The sequence below is a fragment of the Lentzea sp. NBRC 105346 genome (assembly GCF_030269605.1).
GTDB lineage: Bacteria > Actinomycetota > Actinomycetes > Mycobacteriales > Pseudonocardiaceae > Lentzea.
The window spans coordinates 19320-43987 of the sequence record NZ_BSTQ01000012.1 but is presented as its reverse complement, the minus strand read 5'-3'; the positions used below and the strand labels follow the sequence as shown (position 1 = coordinate 43987).

The following is a 24668-nucleotide window of genomic DNA, read 5'->3' as shown; positions in this document are numbered from 1 at the left end:
CTACTCAGTTCTGGGTTTCACTAAAGCAAATCAACCATCCAGTATGGTCTAGACCATGCCTCTTCTCGAAGTGATCGCGCTGGACGCCAAGGACGCCGAGGCCGCGCAGGCCGGTGGCGCACATCGACTCGAGCTGGTCGCCGACATGGCCGCGGACGGACTGACGCCGTCCGTGCGGACCTTCCGGGACGCCGCCTCCGCCACCGACCTGCCGATTCGCGTGATGCTCCGCGACGCACCCGGCTTCGCGCCCGGCGACCTCAGGGAGCTGCGCCGCGCGGCCGCCGAGCTGCGGGAGGCGGGCGCGACCGAGTTCGTGCTCGGGTTCCTCGACGCGGACGGCGAGATCGACGAGGGCGTGTGCCTCAACCTCCTCGCCGAGCTGGAGGGCTGCCGCTGGACGTTCCATCGCGCCCTGGACAACTCGCGCGACGTCCGCCGGTCGTGGGGAGTCGTCGGGGCGCTCGGCTGCGACACCGTGCTCGCGGCGGGCAGTCCCAACGGGGTCGCGGACGGCCTGCCCGTGCTGCGCGACCTGGCCCAGTGGCAGGACCAGGTCCACCTGCTCGTCGGTGGCGGCCTGAAGCGAGAGCACCTGCCCACGTTGCTCGACGCCGGGGTGACCGGGTTCCACGTCGGAAGCGCGGTCCGGCCGGGCGGCTGGGACGCGCCACTCGACGCCGGAGCCGTCCGGGAATGGGTCGACTGTCTGGTCTAGACCCTTTGCGCAGACCGTTCTAGCATGCTCGTTGCTTCCTGCGAAATAGCCGTTGCACATAATGCAACATGGAAGGGCGGGATCATGCGGCTCAAGCGACTGATGGCGGTACTGGGCGCGGGCGTGTTGGTCGCCTGCGCTCCGGTGCAGTCGGGACCGACGAGCTCCGGCACGGACGAGAAGTCCGGCCAGCTGCGGGTGTGGCTGTTCGACGAGGTCAACCGGGCGCCGAAGGAGGGTGTCGTCAAGGACGCGATCGCCGAGTTCGAGTCCGCGCACTCCGGCGTGACCGTCGACGTGCAGTACATCCAGGTGCAGACGCGGGCCGAACGGTTCAAGGCCGCGTTCAGCGACCCGAAGAGCGCGCCGGACGTCGCGGAGTTCGGCAACACCGACCTCGCCGGCTACGTGTCCGCGGGCGGGTTCGCCGACCTGGACCTCTCGAAGTGGGCGGACGGCAAGGACCTCGTGCCGACCGTGCTGGACACCGCCAAGGTCGACGGCAAGGTCTACGGCGTGCCGTGGTTCGTCGGCGTGCGCGCGTTGTACTACCGCACGGATGTCTTCGCCGAGCTCGGCATCCAGCCGCCGAAGACGCTCGACGAGATCGCGCCGCTGGCCCGCCGGATTCGCCAGGCCAAGCCCGACATGCTCGGCATCTCCGCAGGCGGCAAGTATCTCTTCGCGGCGCTGCCGTTCATCTGGGCGCAGGGCGGCGAGATCGCCAAGCAGGACAACGGCAAGTTCACGTCCACTGTGGACAGCGCGCAGGCGAAGGCCGGGGTCGCGAAGTACGCGGAGCTGGTGAAGGACGACATCTGCCCGCCCGCCCAATGCGCGGGCAACGGCGGTGACGCGAGCGTCGAGGCGTTCCGCGCGGGCAAGGCCGCGATGACCATCGGCGGCGACTTCAACCGCAAGTCCGTGGACGCCAGCTCGGCCGCGGGCAAGTACGGCGTGGTCCCGCTGCCCGGCACGACGCCCGGTTCGATCGCGCCCGCGTTCGCCGGCGGCAACCTGCTCGGCGTCCTGAAGGGCACGCAGCGCAAGACGCTCGCGAACGAGTTCGTGCAGCTGCTGGCGTCGAAGAAGTACCAGCAGAAGATGTACTCGGCGATGGGCAACCTGCCGACGTTCAGTGATGTGCAGCAGCAGGTCGCGGAGTCGGACAAGTGGCTGGAGCCCTTCACCGCGACGCTGAAGGCGGGCACGAAGTTCGTGCCGGTCACCCCGGCGTGGGCGAAGATCGAGGCGCAGACCGTGCTGCCGACGATGATCCAGAACGTCGTGACGGGCGCGAAGGACGTCAACGCCGCGACCAAGGACGCGGCCGACGCGATGAACGCGGCCTTCTCCTCGTGAGGGGACACGCACGGGTCGCGTTCGCGTACCTCACCCCGGCGCTGCTGGTGCTCGGCGGGCTGCTGGCCTACCCGATCTACCAGCTGGTGCTGATCTCGCTCTACGACTACGGCCAGGAGCAGGTCAGCGGCGGCGCGCCGCTGACCTTCCTGGGCCTGGGGAACTACCAGAAGCTGTTGGGAGACCAGCAGTTCTGGACGGTGCTCGGGCAGACCGTCGGGTTCGCGGCGGTCTGCGTGGTCGGCACACTGCTCGTCGGCGCTTGTCTCGCGATCCTCTGCACGCGGGTGCGCACCTGGGCGCGGATGGTGTTGTTCCTCGCCGCGCTGGGCGCCTGGTCCACGCCCGCGGTCGCGGGGTCGACGATCTGGCTGTTCCTGTTCGACGCGAACTTCGGGTTCGTCAACGAGATCCTCGGGACGACCGGGTACTCGTGGACGTTCGACAAGTGGACGGCCTTCGGACTCGTTGCCGCACAGGTGATCTGGTGCTCGTTCCCGTTCGTCATGGTGACGCTCTACGCGGGCATCAAGGCGATCCCGGCCGAGGTGCTGGAGGCCGCCGCGCTGGACGGCGCGTCGACGTTGCGCACGGCTGTCTCCGTGACCCTGCCGCTGCTCAAGCCGATCCTGATCGTGGTGACCATCCAGTCGATCATCTGGGACTTCAAGGTGTTCACCCAGATCTACGTGATGACCAACGGCGGCGGCATCGCCGGGCGCAACCTCGTACTCAACGTCTATGCGTACCAACAGGCTTTCGCGGCCTCCGAGTACGGCCTGGGCGCGGCGATCGGTGTCGTGATGACGGCCGTGCTGCTCGTGATCACCTTGTTCTACTTGCGGGCGTTGCGGCGTCAAGGGGAGGCGCTGTGAGGCGCGGTCTGACGGAATCGGTCACGGTCGTGATCGCCGGTGTGGTGGCGTTCCCGCTGTTCTGGATGGTGCTCAGCGCGTTCAAGCCGGAGGACGAGGTCATCTCGGCCGATCCGCGCCCGTGGACGTTGCGGCCGTCGCTGGACAGCTTCACGCGGGCGCTGACCGTGCAGAACTTCGGGCGCTACTTCATGAACAGCGTCATCGTGGCGTTGGTCGTGGTGGCGTTGAGCATCCTCATCTCGTTCCTGGCCGCGACCGCGTTGACGCGCTTCCGGTTCCGCAGCCGGACCACGTTGCTGATCATGCTGCTGGTCGTGCAGATGGTGCCGATCGAGGCGCTCACCGTGCCGCTGTTCTTCCTGATGCGGTCGGTCGGCGACTCCGTGCCGATGTTCGGGCTGAACCACCTGGGCTCGCTGGTGCTGGTGCACCTGGCGTTCAGCCTGCCGTTCGCGATCTGGATGCTGCGCGGGTTCGTCGCGGCCGTGCCGGTCGAGCTGGAGGAGGCAGCCACTTTGGACGGTGCGTCGCGGTTCCGGTTCCTGTGGCAGGTGCTGTTTCCCTTGGTGGCACCAGGGTTGGTGGCGACCTCGGTGCTGTCGTTCATCCACGCGTGGAACGACTTCCTGTTCGCCAAGACGTTCATCATCTCCGCCGCGGAGAACCAGACGCTGCCGCTGGCGCTGCAGGTGTTCGTCAAGCCGGACCAGAACGACTGGGGGGCGATCATGGCCGGGTCGACGTTGATGACCATTCCGGTGCTGGTGTTCTTCGTGCTGGTGCAGCGGAACCTGGTGTCCGGGCTCGCCGGGGCGGTGAAGGGATGACCCTGGTGCCGCGTCCCGTGTCGTTCGCCGCGGGGGAGGGGACGGTCGAGCACGGCGTCGTCGAGACGCTGTTCGTCGACGGCCCGCCGCAGGGTTACCGGCTGACCGTGTCACCTGGGGGCACGGTGATCGAGGCTTCCGACGAGGCTGGCGAGTTCTATGCGTACCAGACGATCCGGCAGTTGATCGGTCCCGATGCGTTCCGGGTCGCGTCCATCGACCGGACGCCCACGATGCTGCCGGTCTGCACGATCGAGGACTACCCGCGGTTCCCGTGGCGCGGCTGCATGATCGACGTGGCGCGGCACTTCGTGCCCAAGCACGATCTGCTGCGGTACGTGGATCTGCTGTCGGTGCACAAGCTCAACGTGCTGCACCTGCACCTGACCGACGACCAGGGCTGGCGGTTCGAGGTCAAGCGGTACCCGAAGCTGACGTCGGTCGGCGGCTGGAGGTCTTCGTCGCGGTACGGCGACCGTCGCTCCGGAGGTCGGACCGGGCGGCCGCACGGCGGGTTCTACACCCAGGACGACCTGCGCGAGATCTTCGAGTACGCACGGCAGCGGCACGTCCTGGTGATCCCCGAGATCGACGTCCCGGGTCACTCGCAGGCCGCGATCGCCGCTTATCCGGCGCTTGGTGTGCACGGCGGCGATGTCTGGACGGACTGGGGCGTCAACGAGCGCGTGCTGAACACCGAGGAGTCCACTGTGGACTTCTATCGGAACGTGTTCGACGAGCTGATCGACGTGTTCCCGAGCGAGGTCATCGGCATCGGTGGCGACGAGGCACCGGGCCACGACGGTTCCTTCGTGCGGCAGATCGCGCAGCACCTGGTGCGGCGTGGCCGGCGGCCGTACGGGTGGGACGAGATCGTGGCGGCCGGACCGCTGCCCGCCGGGACGATCGTCGCGTCCTGGCGGGGGATTTCCGGTGGTGTCACGGCAGCTCGGGACGGCCACGACGTGGTGATGTGCCCGGAGGAGTTCGTGTATCTGGACTACCGGCAGTCGTCACGAGAGGACGAGCCGATTCCGGTGGGGACGGTGACTACCGTCGAGGACGTCTACGGGTGGGAGCCGATGCCCGCCTCGCTCACCGGCGCCGAGCCGGGGCGAGTTCTCGGTGCACAGGCCAACCTGTGGACCGAGCATCTCGACTCGCCCCGGCGCCTCGACTACGCCGCGTTTCCCCGGCTCGCGGCGTTCGCGGAGGTGGTGTGGAGCCCGCGGGAGAAGGACCCCGGTTTCCTCGACCGGCTGGCCGCTCACCACCTCCCTCGCCTGGACGCACTCGGCGTCGAGTACCGGCCGCTGGCAGGTCCGCTCCCCTGGCAGACCATGCCCGGCGTCCCAGGCTTTCCCCGTTGATCAGAACCCCTGAGTGGTCGTCTCGGTCGGGTACACCTCTTCCTCCGGCATGAGGATCCAGGCGGCGACGTAGAGGATCGCGCCGGTGCCGAACCCGAGGAGGGTGGCGGCCACCAGGCCGATGCGGACCAGCGCCGCGTCCACGCCGAGGAGCTTGGCGAACCCGCCGCAGACACCGGCGAGCATGCGGTCGTCGCGACTGCGGCGGAGCTTCTTGACCTGGGTGGTCGCTTCGTTGAGCACGTTGTTCGTCATGGCATCAATGCTCGTGATTTCGCCGCCCCGGCACATCGGTGACCACCCGGAATCCGACCCTGAGCCTTACCCTCGGACTCATGGACTCCCCTTCGGAGTTGGCATCAGGGTTGGACGCGACTGGCTATCTGCCGGATTCCGGCATCGCCACGGCGGCGTTCCTCGCGCTCCGGATGGGTCGCCCGCTGTTCCTCGAGGGCGAGCCGGGCACCGGCAAGACGTCACTGGCCCTGGCGTTGTCGTCAGCTTTGGATGTGCCGTTGATCCGGCTGCAGTGCCACGAGGGCATCGACGCCACGCAGGCGTTGTACGACTGGGACTTCCCGCGCCAGCTGATGCACCTGCGGGTGCTGGAGGCGGCGGGCTCCGTGGATGAGGCTTCCCTCTACACGCGACGGTTCCTGCTGGCCAGGCCCCTGCTGCAGGCCCTGGAGGAGGCACCGTGCGTGCTCCTGGTCGACGAGATCGACCGGGCCGACGACGAGTTCGAGGCGTTCCTGCTGGAGGTGCTCTCCGAGAACGCCGTGAGCATTCCCGAGTTCGGGGTGGTGCGGGCCGCGACGCCACCGCTGGTCGTGCTCACGTCCAACCGCACGCGCGAGGTGCACGACGCGTTGAAGCGGCGCTGCCTCTACCACTGGCTGGAGCACCCGTCCATGGAACGTGAGGTCGCGATCCTGCGGCGGCGGCTGCCCGACCTGTCGGAGCGGCTGGCCGAGGAGGTCGCCAAGGCCGTGCACCGGCTGCGGTCGTTGGAGCTGATGAAACCGCCGGGGGTCGCCGAGTCGCTCGACTGGGCGCAGGCGCTGCTCGCGCTCGGGAAATCCACGCTGGACGCCGAGGCGGCGGCCGCCACGCTGGGTGCGGTGCTCAAGTACCGCGAGGACGCGGAACGCGCGTTGAGGAGCGGTTTGGCCGGGTAGCGTGCCGCTGCATGATCTTCGATCTGGGCGATCGGGCCGGAGTCTGGCGGTTGATCGAGGACTTCGCGGCCCATTGGGCGTCACCGCTGACGCCCGGCGACGGGGTCGATGAAGCGGAACTGACGGCCGCTGAGGAACGGCTGTGCCTGCGCCTGCCGGATGCGATGCGCCAGGCGTACCGCTTGTTCGGCCGGCGAGATGATCTGACCGACAACCAGGACGTGCTGCTGGATCTCGCTGGGATCGGGGTGGACGGTGACGTGCTGGTCTACCGGGTGGAGAACCAAGGTGCCGCGTACTGGGGCGTGCGACTGACCGATCTGGACCAGGCGGATCCGCCGGTGGTGATGCGATTGGACCTGGTGGAGAAGGACGCCGAGTCCTGGGAGCCCTGGCTCGATCGCTTCTCCCTGGCATGTGCCGAGATCGTTCTGTCCGAGTCGTTGTTCGCCGATGGCCCGGTCAACAACGCGGCGCTTGCCGATGCGACGGCACTGGAGCAGTTGTTCGAGCGGCTCCCGGTACCGGAGTACCCGGCGTCCCGGTCAGGGCCCGGTACCCGCTGGTTCGCGGGGCCCGACGTCGTTTTGCGCGAGGATCAGCGGCAGCGGCTGTGGGTGCGGGCTCGCACTTCCGAAGCGCTTGCGCGAGTACTGGCGGAGCTGCCTTGTGAGTGGGAGCTCTGACCGTTGAGGAGCACAATCGTGGGATGAGCGACGCGCTCTCCGCCTGCGTGGGGTTCACCCGCGTGCTGCGTGGCGCCGGGCTCGCCTGCGGCCCCGACCGGGTGCAGGCGTACCTGCGCGCCGCCGAGCACGTGGACCTCTACTGGGCGGGCCGGTTGACGCTCTGCGCGGACCCCGACGACCTGCCGCGGTACGACAAGGCGTTCCAGGCGTGGTTCGGCGGAGATCGTCCACGCCAACGCCCCCAGGTCGAGGTAGTCGTGGAACAGCTCCGACTAGGCCTGGCCGCGAGTGACGTGGAAGTGTTGCGGCACAAGGACTTCTCCGAGCTCACGCCACAGGAGCGGGAAGCGTTCCGCAGACTCCTCGCCCAGCTGAACCCCGTTCCGCCGCAGAGAAGAGCCCGCAGGCTGGTCAAGGCCCGCCGCGGCCGGGTGGACCCAAGGCGCACGGTCCGCAAGATGATCGAGGCCGGCGGCGAGACCGTCCTGCCGCGACGGCGAACCAGGACCCGCAAACCCAGAAAAGTGGTGCTGCTGATCGACGTGTCCGGCTCGATGAGCGCCTATGCCGACGGGCTGCTGCGGTTCGCGCACGTGCTCGCCAAGAGGATGCCCGTCGAGGTGCACACCGTCGGCACCCGGCTGACCCGCGTGACCAGGCAGCTGCGCGAACGCGACCCCGAACGGGCCATGCGCGCCACCGCCCGCGCGATTCCCGACTACGAGGGCGGCACGCGGCTCGGTGACACGCTGCGGGCGTTCACGAGACAGTGGCGCCAGCGCGGCGCGGTGGTCGTGCTGTTCTCGGACGGCTGGGAGCGCGGGGACCCCGCGTTGCTGGCCGAGCAGCTGAGAAGGATCCGCCGGGTGTCGCACGCCGTGATCTGGGCCAACCCGCACGCGGGCAAGCCGGGGTACCGGCCGGTGCAGTCCGGGATCGTCGCCGCGTTGCCGCACGTCGACCGGATGGTCGCCGGGCACAGCCTGCACACACTGCAACTTCTGCTGAACGAGGTGCGTCGTGCGTGACGTTCTGTTCGAGCTGGCCGACCGGGTCGCGAGCGGCGAGACGGTCGGCGTCGGCACCGTGGTCGCGACGTTCAGCTCGGCGCCGCGCGCACCCGGTGCCGCGATGATCGTGAAAGCCGACGGGACGGTCAGCGGCAGCGTGTCCGGCGGTTGCGTCGAGGGTGCGGTGTACGACCTCGCGCAGGAGACCGAGACGGCGGTGCTTCAGCGTTATGGGGTCAGCGACGACGACGCGTTCGCGGTCGGACTGACGTGCGGCGGGATCATCGACATCTACGTCGAGAAGATCAACGCCGAGACGTTCCCCGAGCTGCCCGACGTGGTGGAGACGGTGCGGGCCGAGCAACCCGTGGCGATCGCGACCGTGATCGAGCACCCTGGCGGCATCGGCCGGCGCATGGTCGTCTGGCCGGACCGCACCGCCGGAACCCTTGGCTCCGAACGAATCGACGACGCGGTCGCGGACGACGCGCGGGGGCTGCTCGCGAGTGGGCGCAGCGCGACCCTCCACTACGGCCCGGACGGGCAACGGCGCGGCGAAGGCATGGCCGTGTTCGTGAACTCCTTCGAGCCGCCGCCGCGCATGCTGGTGTTCGGCGCGATCGACTTCGCTGCCGCGATGGCGCGGCTCGGGGCGTTCCTCGGCTACCGCGTGACGGTGTGCGACGCGCGCCCGGTGTTCGCCACGAAGACCAGGTTTCCGGACGCGGATGAGGTCGTTGTGGACTGGCCACACCGGTATCTGCGGCGGGAAGCGGACAAACTCGACGAACGTACGGTTGTCGCGGTACTCACCCACGACCCGAAGTTCGACGTGCCGGTGCTCGAGGTCGCGTTGCGGATGAAGCTCGGTTACGTGGGCGCGATGGGGTCGCGCAGAACCCATGAAGATCGCCTGAACCGCTTGCGGGAGGCGGGTTTGACGGAGAGTGAACTCGCGAACCTGAGCAGTCCGATCGGACTGGACCTCGGTGCGCGCACACCGGAGGAGACCGCGGTGTCGATCGCCGCGGAGATCATTTCCTTGCGGTGGCAGGGGACTGGGACCCGGCTCAGCGCGCTGGAGGTCCCGATCCACCGTTGATCGGGTTGTGTGATCTCTCAACCAGGTGGAGTCTGGGGTGACCCTCGTCACAATCACCCACCCTCGGGAGGGTTCATGCACATCACGGTCAACGTCGACGGAGTGAGGCACGCCGACGAGGTGGAACCCCGGACGCTGCTCGTGCACTACCTGCGGGAGCGGCTGGGGAAGACCGGCACTGTGGTCGGCTGCGACACCAGCAACTGCGGTGCCTGCACGGTCCATCTCGACGGTCACAGCGTGAAGTCGTGCGCGATGCTCGCGGTACAGGCGAACGGGCACGAGATCACCACCATCGAGGGCCTCGCCCGTGACGGCAAGCTCCACCCGGTGCAGGAGGCGTTCCACGCCAACCACGCGCTGCAGTGCGGGTTCTGCACGCCAGGAATGATCATGCAGGCGATCGACCTGCTCGCCGACGACCCGAACCCGGACGACGAGTCCGTGCGCAAGGGGCTGGAGGGCAACCTCTGCCGCTGCACCGGCTACCAGAACATCGTCCGCGCGGTGCAGGACGCGGCACACCGGATGCGGCCGGGCGCCGGTCCCGAGGTCGAACAGGTCTCGGAGACCACCGCTCAGGTCCACCACCCGGTAGGTGGCGAATGACCGCCACGGCGGAGTCTGAGGTAGGGAAAGCCAGGCTCCGCAAGGAAGACGCACGACTGATCACCGGCCGGACCAGGTGGACGGACAACGTCCAGCTGACCGGCATGCTGCACATGGCCGTGCTGCGCAGTCCCATGGCGCACGCGCGGATCCGTTCGATCGACGTCACCCGCGCGACGAGCGCTCCCGGCGTGCTGCTGGTGCTCACCGGTCAGGACATCGCCGACGAGCAGGGCAGCCTGCCGTGCGCGTGGCCGATCACCGAGGACATGAAGGCGCCGCCCGCGCCCTCGCTCGCCGTCGACGAGGTCAACTTCGCCGGCGAGGCGGTCGCCGTCGTCATCGCCGAGGACGCCTATCGCGCCGCGGACGCGCTGGAACTGATCGACGTCGACTACGAGGAACTGCCGGTCGTCCTCGACATGAACGAGGCCCTGCTGGACGACGCGGATCTCGTGCACCCGGACCTGGGCACGAACAAATGCGCCACCTGGGTGTTCGACTCGGGCGAGGCCGGGTCCGGCGGCGACGTCGAGCAGGCGATCGCGGACGCCGAGGTCGTGCTGGAGCGAACGTTCCGCCAGCAGCGGCTGATCCCGGCATTCATGGAACCGCGCTCGGTCGTCTGCGACCCGGCCAACGACATGTTCACGCTCACCAGTGCCACCCAGATCCCGCACATCCTGCGCTGGATGATCTCCGCGTGCCTCGGCATCGCGGAGCACAAGCTGCGCGTGATCGCACCGGACGTCGGCGGCGGGTTCGGCGGCAAGCTCCAGGTGACGCCCGAAGAGTTCCTCTGCGTGCTCGCCGCGCGCCGGATGGGCCGTCCGGTGAAGTGGACCGAGTCGCGCACGGAGTCGATGCTGTGCGCGCACCACGGCCGCGACCAGATCCAGAAGATCACGCTGGCCGCCCGTCGCGACGGCACGGTCACCGGGCTGAAGGTCGAGCTGCTCGCGGACATGGGCGCGTACCTGCGCCTGGTGACGCCGGGCATCCCGATCCTCGGTGCCTTCATGTACGGCGGCATCTACAAGATCCCTGCCTACAAGTTCGTCTGCACCAACGTTTTCACGAACAAGACGCCCACCGACGCCTACCGCGGCGCCGGACGGCCGGAGGCCACGTTCGCGATCGAGCGGATGATGGACGAGCTGGCCGTCGAGCTGGACGTCGACCCGATGAAGCTGCGGCAGCAGAACTGGATCAAGCACGAGGAGTTCCCGTTCACGACGTCCGCCACGCTCACCTACGACTCGGGCAACTACGAGGCGGCGACCGCGCGGGCGATGGAGCTCTTCGGCTACGACGCGCTGCGGACCGAGCAGGCCGAGCGCAGGGCCTCCGGCGATGTCGTCCAACTGGGCATCGGTATCTCCACGTACACCGAGATGTGCGGCCTCGCGCCGTCCCGCGTCCTCGGCGCACTCCGTTACGCCGCGGGAGGTTGGGAGCACGCCTCGATCCGCATGCTGGCCACCGGCAAGGTCGAGGTGATCACCGGAACGTCCCCGCACGGGCAGGGCCACGAGACGGTCTGGAGCCAGATCGTCGCCGACCGGCTCGGCGTGCCGTTCGAGGACATCGAGGTGCTGCACGGCGACACCGCCTCGTCACCGCGGGGGATGGACAGCTACGGGTCCCGTTCGCTCGCCGTCGGCGGCATCGCGCTCGTGCGGGCCGCGGACAAGGTCCTGGCGAAGGCACGCACACTCGCCGCGCACATGATGGAGTGCGACGAGGGCGACGTGGACTTCACCGCCGGCCAGTTCTCGGTGCGCGGCACGGAGACCAGCCGCACGCTGGGCGACGTCGTGCTCGCCGCGCACGTCGCGCACGACCTGCCCGCGGGCATGGAGCCGGGTATGGACGCCGACGCGACGTTCGACCCGGACAACTTCTCGTTCCCGCACGGAACCCATTTGTGCGCAACGGAAGTGGACACGCAGACCGGTGTCGTTCGCATTCGGTCCTACGTGGCGGTCGACGACGTCGGTGTGGTCGTCAACCCGATGATCGTCGACGGGCAGATCCACGGCGGCATCGCACAGGGCATCGCGCAGGCGTTGTTCGAGGAGGCCATCCACGACGAGACCGGCACGCTGACGACGGCGACGCTGGCCGACTACCTGGTGCCGTCCGCGGCCGACCTGCCCACGTTCACGACCGACCGGACGGCGACGCCCGCGACGTCGAACCCGTTGGGCGTCAAGGGAGTCGGCGAGGCCGGCACGATCGCGTCCACGCCGGCCGTGGTGAACGCGATCCTGGACGCCGTGCGGCACATCGGTGTCCGTGACATCGAGATGCCGTGCACGCCGGAACGGGTGTGGCGCGCGATCCAGGGCCGCGGTGAGGCGCCGGCCGAAGCGCCGGCCGCGGGCGGTCTCGGTTCCATCGGAGGTGCCCGATGATCCCCTCGGGTTTCGACTACCTGTGTCCGTCTACTGTGGACGAAGCGGTGCGGATGCTCGCGGACGCGGGCGAGGACGCCAGGGTGCTGGCCGGTGGCCAGAGCCTGATCCCCGTGCTGCGCATGCGGCTCGCCGCACCGACGGTGCTGGTCGACCTCGGCGACCTGACCGAGCTGACGGGTGTCCGCGACGACGGCGACTCGTTGCTGATCGGTGCCATGACCACGCACTACGAGGTGCAGCGTGATCACCTGATCCACGAGCACGCCAGGCTGCTGGCGCGGGCGACGGACACCGTCGCCGACCCGCAGGTACGCCACCGCGGCACGTTCGGCGGCTCGCTGGTGCACGCCGACCCGGCGGGCGACCTGCTGGCCCCCGTGCTGGCGCTGGACGCGGTAATGATCATCGCCGGTCCCGGCGGACGGCGTGAGGTGCCGGCGTCGGAGTTCTTCGTCGACTACTTCACGACGGCGCTGGCGCCGGACGAGCTGCTCGTGGACATCCGCGTGCCGAAGTGCACCGGCTGGGGCGCGCACTACGAGAAGCTCAACCGGGTGGCGCAGGCGTGGTCGATCGTCGCGGTGGCCGCGGCGGTCGAGGTGTCCGGCGGCACGATCACGCAGGCCAGGGTCGGTCTGACCAACATGGGCCCGACGCCGATCCGCGCGCGTGCCGTGGAGTCCGCGCTGGTCGGCCAACCGGCGTCGCGCGAGTCGATCGTGGCCGCGGCCTCGCACGCCGCCGAGGGGACCTCCCTCGGTGACGACTACAAGGAGAACCTCGCTCGGGTGCTGTGCGGACGGGCGCTGACCACGGCGGCCACCGCATGAAGCTGGAGCACCGGTTCTCGGTCCCCGCACCGGTGGACGAGGTGTGGGAGGCCCTGCTGGATCCGGAGCGGGTGGCGCCGTGCATGCCCGGCGCCACCCTCGCCTCCGTGGAGGGCAAGGCGTTCAGCGGCAGCGTCAAGGTCAAGCTGGGGCCGGTCCAGCTGCTGTACCGGGGCACCGGCGAGTTCGTGGAGATCGACCCGGCCACGCACTCGCTGGTGCTGCGCGCGTCCGGCAAGGACACGCACGGCAACGGCACCGCCTCCGCGACCGTGACCGTCCACGTCGATCAGGAGGTATTGGTCGAAACGGATCTGAGCATCACCGGCCGTCCGGCCCAGCTCGGCCGAGGCCTGATCGCCGAGGTGGGTGGCCGGATCGTCGGCCAGTTCGCCGAATCCCTGGCGAGGGAGCTCGAGCCAGGGGAAGCTGACGAGGTGCAGCAACAGCATCTCCGAGTCGTCCGGGACGAGCCGGAGCCGATCGACCTGATCGGCACCGCCGGCGTTCCGGTGCTGAAACGCCTGCTCCCGGTGCTCGCGATCGCGCTGATCGCGATCTTCGTGGTCCTCCGTCGCAGGCGGCACCGCTGAGGCCCGTTGGCCGGCGGCTGGCATTCGTGCTGGCCGCCGGCTTTCTCACGTCCTGCACCGGTTCACCCGTCGTGGTGACGTCAGCTCCGGTCACTTCGTCGTCTTCTGTCGCTCCCGCTCCCCGGACGTTCACGCTGGCCGCGGGCGGCGACATCCTGATCCACCCGGCGCTGACCGACCAGGCCGTCGCGGACGGTTCAGGCTCCCGGAACTACGTGCCGCTGCTCGAGGGCATCCGCAGGGCGGTCGACGCCGATCTGTCGATCTGCCACATGGAGGTGCCGCTCGGGAAGCCCGAGGGTCCGTTCTTCGGCTACCCGGCCTTCCTCGCGCCGCCCGAGGTCGCCCGTGGGTTGAAGGACATCGGCTACGACAGTTGCTCCACGGCGTCGAACCACACGCTCGACCGCGGCCCTTCGGCCATCCAGACGACCCTTGACGCGATGGATGCCGTTGGGCTCAAGCACACCGGGTCGTTCCGTACGCCCGAGGAGGCCGCGGCGCCCCTTCTGTTGGATGCCGGCGGCGTGAAGGTCGCACAACTGTCGTTCACCTACGGGTTCAACGGGATTCCGCTGCCGCAGCCTTGGATGGCCAACCAGATCAACGTTGCCAAGATCCTTGCCGACGCTCGTGCTGCTCGGGCTGCCGGGGCTGAGGTCGTTGTGCTGTCGGTGCAGTGGGGGAACGAGTATCAGCACGAGGCTACTGCTGAGCAGAAGTCCCTGGCGCGGCAGCTGTTGGCGGATCCCGCGTTGGATCTGATCATCGGTACGCATGTGCACGTGGTGCAGCCGTTCGAGAATATCGGCGGGAAGTGGGTCACCTACGGTTTGGGGAATGAGGTGGCTCGGCATTCCGAACCCCGTGGTGTTACCGAGGAAGGTGTGATCGCTCGGTTCACCTTCACTCAGGATGCGTCCGGGTGGAAGGTCACCAAGGCCGAGTATGTGCCGACTCTGGTGGAGCTCGGGCCGCCGATTCGGTTGGTGGATCTGACGCGGGTCGGTGAGACGCCCCGGCGGGCTGAGGCGATCAAGCGGACCGAGGACGTGCTGTTCAGCATGGGTGCCATGAGTGCCGGGCTGACCCGCGCACGCCCCTGATCAGGCGCGTCGGGTCGCTGGAAGGTGTTTACTCAGAGCTGGAGTTGACGGATACGCGCTTGGTCCGTTCGGCTCCATAAGATGTGGGATGATCGGCGTAAGACGTGAGGAGAAGCCGTGACCGCTCTTCCTGAGCCTCCGAGCCATCTGCTGACGGTCGCCGAATACGCCGCGCTGGGTGAGACGGAGCCCGGCTACACGGAGCTGCAAGAAGGCCGCATCTTGATGTCCCCAAGCCCCACTCCCGAGCACAACATTGCCTCCGGTGAGCTCTACGTGCAGCTTCGAGCCCAGGCTCCGGATGATTTTGTCGTGATCCAAGACATCGACATCGATCTGGAGCTCACACCGGCCGACCACCCTGGGTTCTCCCGCCGTCCAGACATGGTGGTCGTCAGCAGGGCCGAGCGTCAGCGAGTCAGGAAAGAGGGCGGCATCCTCCGCGCCTCGGAGGTAATCCTGGTCGTCGAGATCGTCTCGCCAGGATCCCGCCGCACGGACTACATGATCAAGCGCGACGAGTACGCGGACGCGAGGATCCCGCACTACTGGATCGTCGACATCTCTGAGCCGGTGTCGCTGCACGCGCTGCACCATGCGGGTGACTTCGGCTACCAGGAGACCCCGGCGGTCACGGCCGAGTACTCGGCGATCGAACCTTTCCCGGTCAAGATCCAGGTCGACCAGCTGTCCGAGCGCGACTGAGGTCATTGAGAGAGCGGTAGGCGAACCCGGTTGGCTGATATTCCCGCTTCGATCAAGTTGATGGCGGACTATCAATGTTTCCCACTTTGGTTGCAGCCGCCGGCTGGTATCGGCAATCTGCCCGTCGGTGATCTTCCCATCTCTCAGGAGCTTGCGGTCGATCTGTCGGTGTGGGCGCAGGACTATGACCGAACTCTGAACCGTGAGTTCGTCGTTCGCGGCGAGAATCTCGCGAGACGGCTTGCACGTGAGCTGGGTCCAGGTTGCTCGGTGACGTACTTCGACAATGACACGAGCGAAGTACGTCTGATTTCGTGACCGTCTGTGCGGCAGCAGCGGTCCTACTTGTGTGGCCGGAAGGATGGCGGAGGCGATTACTCCGTTCGGCTCTAGGGTGTGAGTTGTTCGTTAAGTAGCGTCCTGCGCTGCATGCGCCGGACGGTCCAAAGGCCACTACTGGGGGTGGCCGCCTTCCGGCGGCGAACCTGGGGGTTCCGTGCTGCCGCCGCGTGGATTCAGCGTGCCCAAAAAACTGTCGATCTTGCTCGTGTTGACCGCGGTCGCGCTGGTCGGCCTACCCGCCGGGCCACCGATCACCGGTCCCGGACAACTTCCTGATCTGGGGATTTGGCGCACGATCTCGGGCTGGTTCGCCGGCGGCACAGCCGAAGCCGCACCGAGACCGGAACAGGGGCAGGCGCACAAGCCGCCGCTGCGGGTGCGGGAACTGACCGAGAAGCGGACGCCGTCTGTGCGGGTGTTCCAGCTGAACAACGGGCAGTTCGAGGCCGAGGTGACCTCGGAGCCGCGGGCGTTCCGCGACGCGAGCGGCAAGTGGCGGCAGATCGACCCGGCGGTGCGCGAGCAGGCGCGCGACGGGTATCGGTTCGTCAACGACACCAACGGTTTCACCAGCCTGTTCGGTGACAAGTCCGACCGGCTGGCCGGGTTCGAGGCCGGTGGCAAGCGGGTCGGGCTGGGACTCGACGGTGCGGCGAAGGGCCTGGCGCCGAAGGTCGACAAGGGCATCGTGACCTACCCCGGCGCGTTCGACGGCGCCGACCTGGTCTACCAGGTGACGGGTGAGGCGCTGAAGGAGAAGATCGTTCTCTCGAAGGCGCCGAAGGACGCGACGTACAGGTTCACCCTGGACCTCGCGGGTGTCACCGCGAAGACGCTGGACAACGGTGAGATCGGGTTCTTCGACAACCCGGACGGGCCGCCGCTGTTCGTGATGCCCAGGCCGTTCATGTTCGACAGCAAGGCCGATCGCAAGTCGCCGCACGGCAAGGCATGGAGCGACAAGGTCACGCAGACCGTCGAGCAGCAGGGCGACAAGATCACTGTCACGCTCAAGGCGGATCAGGGCTGGCTGGCGTCGAAGGACCGGCAGTACCCGGTCACGATCGACCCGACGATCAAGCTGCAGCCCACCCCGACCACGGGCCAGGACGTGCAGATCTGGTCGGACACGCCGGATCGCAACGACGGGTCGAGCTACCAGCTCTCCGTCGGTACGGACAACCTCGGCAAGGCCCGCACGCTGATCAAGTTCGACACCTCGGTCGTCCCGGCGGGCACGGCGCTGACGAGCGCGAAGCTGCGCCTGTACTACGACTCCGAGTTGTACGAGGGCGCCAACAACAACGTCCACGAGGTGCGTCGGGTCACGCAGGGCTGGTCGGAGGACACGGCGACGTGGAACTCGATCAACGGCGCGTTCGCCGAGGCCGCGCTCTCGACGGCGACCAAGCAGGCCGGCGTGGCGAACGTCTGGCACGAGTGGGATGTGCGCAACATCGCGCAGTCCTGGGTGTCCGGATCGGCCTCGAACTTCGGGTTCATGGTCAAGTCCACCGACGAGACGCTGGGCCGCGGTGGCGCGATCTACCAGGCGGCCGAGTTCGCCTACAACGGCGAGACGGAGAACACGCCGAAGCTGGTCCTGACCTACGGCCGGCCGAGCGCGGACCTGCAGAACCCGACCAAGATCTTCGCGACCGGCGCGGAGCTGAACTGGGGCGCCTACGTCGACCCGGATCCGAACAACTCGGCCGACGACGCGGTGGAGTACCAGGTGCACCGGTCGGTGTTGCAGGCGTTCACGCCGTCGGAGTCGACGCTGGTCGCGCCCCTGTCACCAGCGACGACTTCGTTCACGGACACCACGGCGCGGCCGACGCCCGCCGACTCGCCGGATCCGTTCGGCAACGCGTACTACTACATGGTCGCGGTGAAGACCCGTGACGGGCAGGTGGTCCCCGGTCCGACGCAGCTGGTGCGGCTGCCGAAGGCGGGGTTCATCACGCAGGTGCTGCGCGGTGGCGCTGACGACGCGACGTTGTCGTCGTTGAAGCCGGACCAGAATCTGGACACGTTGGGCGGCCAGCCGTGGCTGATGGCGGGCAACGGTTCCGCCACCTACGGCAAGACGCGTGCGGTGGTGAAGTTCCGCGACCTGTCGTCGCTGCCCGCGGGAGCGCGGGTGACGAACGCGGAGCTGACGCTGTGGGGCTTCTGGTCCTCCGGCTCGGGCGGAATCCTCGACGGACATCCGCTGACGAAGTCCTTTGTGGAGGGTCAGGCGACGTGGAACCGGGCGTCCACGGCGACGGCGTGGACCACACCCGGCGGTGACTTCGGCGCCGCGACGGACAACGTCTCGGGTATCACCAACGACCCGAACCGGCACATCTGGGACGTCACGTCGCTCGCGCAGGGCTGGGTGGACACCCCGGCGTCGAACAACGGCTACGAGGTCAAGCTGCGCGACGAGAACGTGCTGCAGCGGGTGCTGTTCCTGTCCGACGAGGCACAGGAACAGGCGTTGCGGCCGAAGCTCACGGTCACCTACACGCAGCCGACCGCGGAGATGACCTACTACGCGCCGGACACCCCGTCGATCCGGATGATCCCCGGTGACCAGTACACGATCCCGGTCACGGTCACCAACTCCACCACCAGCACCTGGCGCGCCGCCGACCAGGTCGTGTCGTACCGGTGGAACCTGCCCGACGGCACCGATGTCACCACCGGTGGCAACCGCCTCGAAACCGCGCTCCCGGCCGATGTTCCGCCGGGTGGCAGCGTCACCGTGCAGGCACAGGTGAAGACGCCGATCCAGTCCGAGGCGGGCAACAAGCGCGAGCAGTTCGTGCTGAACTGGGATCTGCGCAACAAGACCACCGGCACATGGCTGTCCGCCACGGGCGGGATCCCGGCGCTGCCGCAGAACGTCACGGTCGAGGACCCGACCTCCGACCAGCTCGGCCTGGAGAAGTTCTACTCCTACGCCGGCAAGTCGACCGGTGCCGGGTCGAACGTGCTGGTGAACCAGTTCGCGGGCAACACGGTCTGGTCCTATGACGCGTTCGCGAACCCCGGCCGTGGGCTGAACACGTTCACGCGGTTGACCTACAACAGCATGGACACCTCGGCCACGTCGTTGGGTCAGGGCTGGTCGCTGGCCGCGAGTGGCTTGACCCGCCTTGGCGCGTATCTGGAGCTGCACCCGAAGGGCCAGGACTACCCGTCCCGGATCACGTTGCCCGACGGGGACGGCACGTCTCACACGTTCAACCTGAACAAGCACAACAGCTCCGACCCGGCGCAGTGGACCTACGACATTCCGGCCGGTGTGCACCTTTATGTGCAGCGCGACGGGCAGGCGGAGAAGTCACGCCGCTGGAAGATGACCCGCCCCGATCGCACGGAGTTCCTGTTCGACGACGAGGGCTGGCTGACCGCCGTCAAGGACAAGAACGGCAACGAGCAGAAGTTCACCTACACCGAGCGCAAGTCGAACAACCAGCCGCGCAAGTTCCTCGCCTACGTCACCGACCCCGCGGGCCGGCAGACGCTCACGTTGGACTACTGGGAGAAGGGCGAGACCCAGAACCCGAAGATCATCGACAACGTCCAGTCGCTGAAGGACATCTCGGGCCGCACGATCAGCTTCTCCTATGACGACAAGGGTTTGCTGACCCAGTTCGTCGACGGCGCCGGGAGCGCCCAGCCCAAGACGTTCAAGTTCGTCTATGACGCGACGCAGGGCAACAAGAACGTCAAGCTGGTCAAGGTCACCGACCCGCGCAACCACGACACAGGTCTCGCGTACTACACGGCGCCGGTGGACCCGAAGGACAAGTGGAAGCTTCAGACGATCACCGATCGCCTGAACTACGCCACGACCTTCGCCTACGCCGACCCGGACGGCCAGGCCGGCTCTGAGGTCGAGTCGACGGTCACCGATGCGGAGAACCACGTCACGAAGTACCGCATCGACGGCTACGGCCGCCCGACCAAGACCACCAACGCCAAGAACCAGGTCACCCAGCTGGAGTGGGACGCCGACAACAACGTCACCAAGCTGACCGAGGACAACGGCGCGGCCTCGACCTGGGTCTACGACCCGAAGACCGGCTACCCGACGTCGATCCGGGACGCGGAGGCGGTGGCGAACAACTGGCCCGCCACGACGTTGAGCTACCAGACCTCGCTCAACGGCTACGTCGCCGAGCTGTCGTCGAAGACGACACCGGAAGGTCGCACGTGGGCGTTCGGTTACGACGCCAAGGGAAACCTGACGTCGGTCACCGACCCGAAGGGTGTCCCGACGCCGTCGCCGGACGACTACAAGACCGTCCACAGCTACGACCAGTTCGGTCAGCTGCAGAGCACGACGGACGCCAACGAGAACACCACCACGTTCTCCGACTTCGACCCGAGTGGATCTCCGAGGAAGACCAGGGACCCGTACAACAACGAGACCAACCTGGTCTACGACGTGCGCGGCAACGTGTTGTCGCTGACCGACGCGTCGGGCAAGACCACGACGGTCGGCTATGACGTGTTCGGTCGTCCGCTGGAGACGAAGGCGCCGAAGGATCAGGCCGCCGGGCAGTTCATCACCACGCCTGCGCCGGTGTACGACGCCAACGACAACGTCACCCAGGCGACCGCGCCGAACGGCGCGGTGTCCACGGCGGTGTATGACAACGCCGACCAGATCACCTCGACGAACGCACCGAAGGACACCCCGACCGGCCCCGAGCGCAAGGCGAGCTTCACCTACGACAAGGTCGGAAACCTCAAGACCGAGACGCAACCGCTGGGCAACCTCACCACGGGCGATCCCAACGACTACGTGGTCCGGTACGACTACGACGAGATCTACCAGCTGACCGCGACCACCAACGCGGACAACAAGAAGATCACCTACGAGTACGACCGCGTCGGCAACGTCGTCACCGTGGTGGACCCGCGCAAGAACGCCACCGCGGACACCGCCGACTACACCAGCAAGGTCACCTACGACCTCAACCACCGCACGGTCGACACGGTCGACGCGGCGGGCAAGGCCGACCACGTCGGCTACGACCGCGACGGCAACGTCATCTCCAAGCGCGACAAGGAGAACAACACCACCACCCTGGTGTACGACCAGCGGTCGATGCTGGTCGAGGCGCAGGTCCCGCACAAGGCCGGCGTCACCCGCGTCACGAAGTTCGAGTACGACGAGGCGGGCAACCAGACTCGCGTCATCACCCCGCGGGGCGTGGAGACGACCGACGACCCGGACGACTTCGCCGTACAGACCACCTACGACAAGCTGAACCGGCCGATCGAGAGGCTCACGCCGTTCGACAAGGACGACGCGCAGTACAAGACGCCGGACAAGACGATCTACACCTATGACGCGGTGGGCCGGATCAAGGAGGTCAGCGCTCCGCCGTCACAGGGCCAGGCCGTCCGCAATGTGTCCAAGTACTCCTACTTCGACAACGGCTGGGTCCGCACGTCCACCGATCCGTGGGACATCGTCACCGCTTACGACTACACCCCGTTGGGGCAGCAGGCCTCGCGCACGCTGACGTCCGCGGGTGGTTCGTCGGGCCGGACGATGACGTGGGACTACTTCCCGGACGGCAAGCTCAAGTCGCGTTCGGACAGTGGTGTACCGGTCGGCCTGCACGTCGCGCTGACCGACAACTCCGACACCGGATTCATCGAACTGGCCGGCAACTGGTCCACAGCTCTGTCCGGCCAGGGTTTCCAGGGGTACGACTACCGCTCCACCGCACAGGGCACGGGCGCCACCACGTTCACGTGGAAGCCGGTGATCCCGCAGGACGGCTCCTACGAGGTCTTCGTCAAGTACCCGTCCGGCGTTTCGGGAGCGGCGACCAACGCGCCGTACAAGGTCGACACGGGTACCGCGCAGTCCACGGTGAACGTCGACCAGACCCAACGCGGTGGCGAGTGGGTGAGCATCGGCAGCTCCACCTTCACCGCGGGCAACGCCGCCAAGATCACCCTGTCCGATCAGGCGAACGGCACCGTGCTCGCCGATGCGGTGAAGCTGGTGCGTAACAACGCCGCGGACCCGGACAACGAGTCGAAGACGTTCGGCCAGTCCTACGACGCCAACGGCAACCTCACCGGCCTGACCGACTCCTCACCCGGCGCGAAGATTGACGCCTATGTGTTGACCTACAACGGGTTGAACCAGCTCACCAAGGTCGAGGAGAAGCTGGCGTCGGTGGTCAAGGCGACGACCACGTTCTCCTACAACGAGAACGGCGCTCCACTCACCCGTGGCCACGACAAGCAGTCCTCGGAGTTCACCTACAACCCGCGCGACCTGGTCGAGCAGGTGAAGAACACCGAGACCGGCGGTTCACCGAAGATCACGTCCTTCACCTACACCGACCGCGGTCAGGTGAAGGAGGAGACCAAGTCCAACGGCAACAAGACGGTCTACGGCTACCACCTCGACGGAGCCGTCGCCACGCAGGTGGAGTCCAAGTCCGGCGGCACGCTGGTGGCGCAGCACACGATCGACTACAGCGCCAACGGCAACCGGATCAAGGACGCCTCGAAGATCCAGAATGCGGACAACGCCGCCGCGTATCTGGACGAGGTCCACGAGTACACCTACGACCCGCTGGACCGGATCCGCAACGCCACCAAGAAGTCCGCGGCGGGCGCGGTGCTGGAGACCGAGGACTACGTCCACGACGCCAACAGCAACGTCACGTCCTCGACTCTTGAAGGCAAGACGACGACGTTCAACTACGACCGCAACCGCCTGCTGTCGGCGTCGACGTCGGGTGCGACGGCGTCGTACAACTACGACCCGTTCGGCCGGCTGGACACCGTCACCGCGGCCGGCCAGATCATCGAGTCCTACAAGTACGACGGCTTCGACCGCACGATCGAGCACCGCAAGCAGGCCGACGGTGGTGGCCTGAAGACCACCGCCTACGCCTACGACCCGCTCGACCGCACATCGTCGAAGACCGAGGACGGCAAGACCACCGACTTCGCCTACCTCGGCCTGACCGACAAGGTCGTCTCCGAGACGATCGCGGGCCAGCTGCAGCGCACATACCAGTACGACGCGTTCGGGCAGCGGCTGGCGCAGATCAAGAAGGACACCGACGGCGCCGGACCGGAAGTCGCCGAAGACTCCTACTACGGCTACAACCCGCACACCGACGTCGAAACCCTCACCAAGGACAACGGCGACACACGGGCCACGTACGGGTACACGGCCTACGGCAAGGACGACAAGGAGGCCTTCACCGGCATCGACAAGCCGGACGCGCAGCAGCCGGGCAAGCAGCCGTTCAACTTCTACCGCTACAACGGCAAACGCTTCGACCCGTCGTCGGGTTCGTACGACATGGGGTTCCGCGACTACAACCCCGGCCTCAACCGGTTCATGACGCGCGACATGTACAACGGCGCGCTCTCCGACATGAAGCTCGGCACGGATGCGTTCACCGGCAACCGCTACGCCTTCACCGGCGGCAACCCGATCTCCCGCATCGAGAACGACGGTCACTGCTGGGACTGGATCCAGAGCGTGTGCGACGCGGTCAGCGACACGGGAGACGCGGTCGACCAGGGCTTGTCCGACATCGGCGACTTCTTCGTGGAGCACACGGACGACATCCAGGCGGCCAGCGACTTCGTGGTCGCGGTGAACGACACGCTGTTCAACCCGTTCGGACCCTGGTTCAACCCTCGTCAGTTCGCGGAGGACACCGCCAACGAGATGTTCGGCCTCGAGGACCGGACGCACGAGGACTCGGACGCCTACAAGGTCGGTGAGTGGACCGCCATCGGTGCCACGCTCTTCGTCGGTGGTGGTTCCGGGCTGGCCAGGGGAGCGGTCAATTCCATCAAGGGATTCCTCAAGGAAGGTGCGCGGAGAGTCGCGATCGACACCGATGCCCTGGTGAAGTTCGACGAGCTCGTGAAGCCTCTCTTGCGGGAGGGCGATGAGCTCATCGCAACACCCAACGTTGTCCGTGAGCTCGCGGAATCCGCCACCCAGGTCAAGAACGTCGCCGACTTCCTGGCAAAACGAGGTGTCGCCGCGATCGCCGTCGAGGAAATTGGGACTGCCCTTCCGGCGACTCGGCTCGCTGAAATCATGAACGGTTTCAAGTTCCATCGCGGTAATGCCGGGGATGCCTTGAACATCGTCGAGGCCGCCGTCGCCAGAGCCGATCTCTTCATCACCGCGGATGCGAATACCCTCGGCAGGGCGTTCGGTATGGGTGGTATTATCAATATTCCAGGTACAGGTCTCCGGTTGCCGTTCAGGGTGGTGAAGTGACGTTGCGCGGTTTGCTCAACTCCGAGGAGTTCCTGGAGTTGAACGACGACGTCCGGGTAGTGGTTGACGAGGTCGACGTAATGATGTCGACCAGGCCGCCAAACGTTTCCCTGGTCGCTGTGGAGGGTGATCGTGAGCTATGGCGCACGGTTCTCCCTGATTTCGCCCCGGACATCACGAGTGCCGAGGTCGACAACCACACCGTCGATTACCGGGCGGCCGGCTGGGAATCGGGTCAGCTGCTCGTGGTCGCAGGCGAGGATCGCGCCTACTTGATCGGATATGTCGATGGTCGGGTGAAGCGGGAGCTTCCCCTGGGGGCAACCGGAATCTCGACCGTCGACTTCGTCGGAATCGTTGAACTGCGGCACGGGTCGCTGCTGGCGGTCGCCTCCGCGAAGGTCGTCTGGCTCGTCAACGGGCAAGCCGAAATCGTGGGCGAGTTCCGCTACCAGGGTCCGGTGGATTCAGTTCGTGCGGGACAGCCGAATGAGCTCGTTGTCGCGTTCTACGACGTTGAGAACGCGAGCTGGCCGGTCGTCGATCACGTGATCAACCTTGACGATCTTGGTGGAGCTGCCCGCGCATAGCGACGGTGAGAAATGCCGTCCACACGGACGGGCTCAGCGGGAGATGCACGGC

General features: G+C 67.2%; 19 protein-coding genes. 18 read left to right on the top strand and 1 reads right to left on the bottom strand.

Going from position 1 to position 24668, the window contains the following annotated elements; genetic code table 11:
- Nucleotides 1-55 precede the first annotated feature (55 nt).
- The 5 genes from QSK35_RS24555 (at nucleotide 56) to QSK35_RS24535 (ending at nucleotide 5155) form a co-directional block, all read left to right on the top strand.
- On the top strand, nucleotides 56-718 hold the full coding sequence (locus QSK35_RS24555; protein ID WP_285749827.1) for a copper homeostasis protein CutC: 663 nt from the start codon (nucleotides 56-58) through the stop codon (nucleotides 716-718).
- Nucleotides 719-802: 84 nt separating this feature from the next.
- Nucleotides 803-2080 (top strand): extracellular solute-binding protein, encoded by a 1278-nt coding sequence (locus QSK35_RS24550; RefSeq protein WP_285749826.1) that lies wholly within the window; start codon nucleotides 803-805, stop codon nucleotides 2078-2080.
- Nucleotides 2077-2955 carry a carbohydrate ABC transporter permease gene (locus QSK35_RS24545; protein WP_285749825.1) on the top strand — a complete coding sequence of 293 codons (879 nt, stop codon included), beginning with the start codon at nucleotides 2077-2079 and terminating at the stop codon, nucleotides 2953-2955. Before QSK35_RS24550 ends, QSK35_RS24545 begins: the two co-directional genes overlap by 4 nt.
- A complete protein-coding gene (locus QSK35_RS24540) occupies nucleotides 2952-3785 on the top strand; it encodes a carbohydrate ABC transporter permease (protein WP_285749824.1) in 834 nt (277 codons plus the stop codon). Before QSK35_RS24545 ends, QSK35_RS24540 begins: the two co-directional genes overlap by 4 nt.
- On the top strand, nucleotides 3782-5155 hold the full coding sequence (locus QSK35_RS24535; protein ID WP_285749823.1) for a beta-N-acetylhexosaminidase: 1374 nt from the start codon (nucleotides 3782-3784) through the stop codon (nucleotides 5153-5155). The genes QSK35_RS24540 and QSK35_RS24535 overlap by 4 nt, the downstream gene beginning before the upstream one ends.
- On the opposite strand, the gene QSK35_RS24530 is transcribed toward QSK35_RS24535, so the two are convergent.
- Nucleotides 5156-5410 carry a PspC domain-containing protein gene (locus tag QSK35_RS24530; protein WP_285749822.1) on the bottom strand — a complete coding sequence of 85 codons (255 nt, stop codon included), beginning with the start codon at nucleotides 5408-5410 and terminating at the stop codon, nucleotides 5156-5158. It lies immediately after the preceding gene.
- 80 nt (nucleotides 5411-5490) lie between these two features.
- Between QSK35_RS24530 and QSK35_RS24525 the strand changes: the two genes are divergently transcribed.
- From QSK35_RS24525 to QSK35_RS24465, 13 genes are all read left to right on the top strand, one after another.
- Nucleotides 5491-6333: an AAA family ATPase gene (locus tag QSK35_RS24525; RefSeq protein WP_285749821.1), complete on the top strand. Its 843-nt coding sequence runs from the start codon at nucleotides 5491-5493 to the stop codon at nucleotides 6331-6333.
- An 11-nt stretch (nucleotides 6334-6344) separates the two neighbouring features.
- Complete coding sequence (locus tag QSK35_RS24520) at nucleotides 6345-7019, top strand: SMI1/KNR4 family protein (RefSeq protein WP_285749820.1); 675 nt, start codon at nucleotides 6345-6347, stop codon at nucleotides 7017-7019.
- 23 nt (nucleotides 7020-7042) lie between these two features.
- Entirely contained in the window at nucleotides 7043-8050 is a 1008-nt protein-coding gene (locus tag QSK35_RS24515) for a vWA domain-containing protein (RefSeq protein ID WP_285749819.1), read from the top strand.
- Nucleotides 8043-9134, top strand: a complete 1092-nt coding sequence (locus QSK35_RS24510) for an XdhC family protein (protein ID WP_285749818.1) — start codon at nucleotides 8043-8045, stop codon at nucleotides 9132-9134. Before QSK35_RS24515 ends, QSK35_RS24510 begins: the two co-directional genes overlap by 8 nt.
- Before the next feature lie 75 nt (nucleotides 9135-9209).
- The gene (locus tag QSK35_RS24505) at nucleotides 9210-9743 is read left to right on the top strand and encodes a (2Fe-2S)-binding protein (RefSeq protein WP_285749817.1); all 534 of its coding nucleotides are present in this window, start codon (nucleotides 9210-9212) and stop codon (nucleotides 9741-9743) included.
- Nucleotides 9740-12160, top strand: a complete 2421-nt coding sequence (locus QSK35_RS24500) for a xanthine dehydrogenase family protein molybdopterin-binding subunit (protein ID WP_285749816.1) — start codon at nucleotides 9740-9742, stop codon at nucleotides 12158-12160. Before QSK35_RS24505 ends, QSK35_RS24500 begins: the two co-directional genes overlap by 4 nt.
- Nucleotides 12157-12993 carry an FAD binding domain-containing protein gene (locus tag QSK35_RS24495; protein ID WP_285749815.1) on the top strand — a complete coding sequence of 279 codons (837 nt, stop codon included), beginning with the start codon at nucleotides 12157-12159 and terminating at the stop codon, nucleotides 12991-12993. The genes QSK35_RS24500 and QSK35_RS24495 overlap by 4 nt, the downstream gene beginning before the upstream one ends.
- A complete protein-coding gene (locus QSK35_RS24490) occupies nucleotides 12990-13586 on the top strand; it encodes an SRPBCC family protein (RefSeq protein WP_285749814.1) in 597 nt (198 codons plus the stop codon). The genes QSK35_RS24495 and QSK35_RS24490 overlap by 4 nt, the downstream gene beginning before the upstream one ends.
- A 26-nt stretch (nucleotides 13587-13612) precedes the next feature.
- Complete coding sequence (locus tag QSK35_RS24485; RefSeq protein ID WP_285749813.1) at nucleotides 13613-14692, top strand: CapA family protein; 1080 nt, start codon at nucleotides 13613-13615, stop codon at nucleotides 14690-14692.
- Between the two features lie 117 nt (nucleotides 14693-14809).
- Nucleotides 14810-15397 (top strand): Uma2 family endonuclease, encoded by a 588-nt coding sequence (locus QSK35_RS24480; RefSeq protein WP_285749812.1) that lies wholly within the window; start codon nucleotides 14810-14812, stop codon nucleotides 15395-15397.
- A 60-nt stretch (nucleotides 15398-15457) separates the two neighbouring features.
- Nucleotides 15458-15715 carry an immunity protein CdiI family protein gene (locus tag QSK35_RS24475; RefSeq protein WP_285749811.1) on the top strand — a complete coding sequence of 86 codons (258 nt, stop codon included), beginning with the start codon at nucleotides 15458-15460 and terminating at the stop codon, nucleotides 15713-15715.
- 202 nt (nucleotides 15716-15917) lie between these two features.
- Nucleotides 15918-24026 carry a DNRLRE domain-containing protein gene (locus QSK35_RS24470; RefSeq protein WP_285749810.1) on the top strand — a complete coding sequence of 2703 codons (8109 nt, stop codon included), beginning with the start codon at nucleotides 15918-15920 and terminating at the stop codon, nucleotides 24024-24026.
- Nucleotides 24023-24616: a hypothetical protein gene (locus tag QSK35_RS24465; protein ID WP_285749809.1), complete on the top strand. Its 594-nt coding sequence runs from the start codon at nucleotides 24023-24025 to the stop codon at nucleotides 24614-24616. The genes QSK35_RS24470 and QSK35_RS24465 overlap by 4 nt, the downstream gene beginning before the upstream one ends.
- The last annotated feature ends 52 nt before the right edge of the window (nucleotides 24617-24668 follow it).

Excerpts from the sequence above, each read along its gene's own strand:
- QSK35_RS24515 (WP_285749819.1), top strand. The coding sequence starts at position 7,043 with ATGAGCGACGCGCTCTCCGCCTGCGTGGGGTTCACCCGCGTGCTGCGT.
- QSK35_RS24500 (WP_285749816.1), top strand. The coding sequence starts at position 9,740 with ATGACCGCCACGGCGGAGTCTGAGGTAGGGAAAGCCAGGCTCCGCAAG.
- QSK35_RS24490 (WP_285749814.1), top strand. The coding sequence starts at position 12,990 with ATGAAGCTGGAGCACCGGTTCTCGGTCCCCGCACCGGTGGACGAGGTG.
- QSK35_RS24550 (WP_285749826.1), top strand. The coding sequence starts at position 803 with ATGCGGCTCAAGCGACTGATGGCGGTACTGGGCGCGGGCGTGTTGGTC.
- QSK35_RS24520 (WP_285749820.1), top strand. The coding sequence starts at position 6,345 with ATGATCTTCGATCTGGGCGATCGGGCCGGAGTCTGGCGGTTGATCGAG.
- QSK35_RS24555 (WP_285749827.1), top strand. The coding sequence starts at position 56 with ATGCCTCTTCTCGAAGTGATCGCGCTGGACGCCAAGGACGCCGAGGCC.
- QSK35_RS24475 (WP_285749811.1), top strand. The coding sequence starts at position 15,458 with ATGGCGGACTATCAATGTTTCCCACTTTGGTTGCAGCCGCCGGCTGGT.
- QSK35_RS24535 (WP_285749823.1), top strand. The coding sequence starts at position 3,782 with ATGACCCTGGTGCCGCGTCCCGTGTCGTTCGCCGCGGGGGAGGGGACG.
- QSK35_RS24505 (WP_285749817.1), top strand. The coding sequence starts at position 9,210 with ATGCACATCACGGTCAACGTCGACGGAGTGAGGCACGCCGACGAGGTG.
- QSK35_RS24525 (WP_285749821.1), top strand. The coding sequence starts at position 5,491 with ATGGACTCCCCTTCGGAGTTGGCATCAGGGTTGGACGCGACTGGCTAT.
- QSK35_RS24530 (WP_285749822.1), bottom strand. The coding sequence starts at position 5,410 with ATGACGAACAACGTGCTCAACGAAGCGACCACCCAGGTCAAGAAGCTC.
- QSK35_RS24495 (WP_285749815.1), top strand. The coding sequence starts at position 12,157 with ATGATCCCCTCGGGTTTCGACTACCTGTGTCCGTCTACTGTGGACGAA.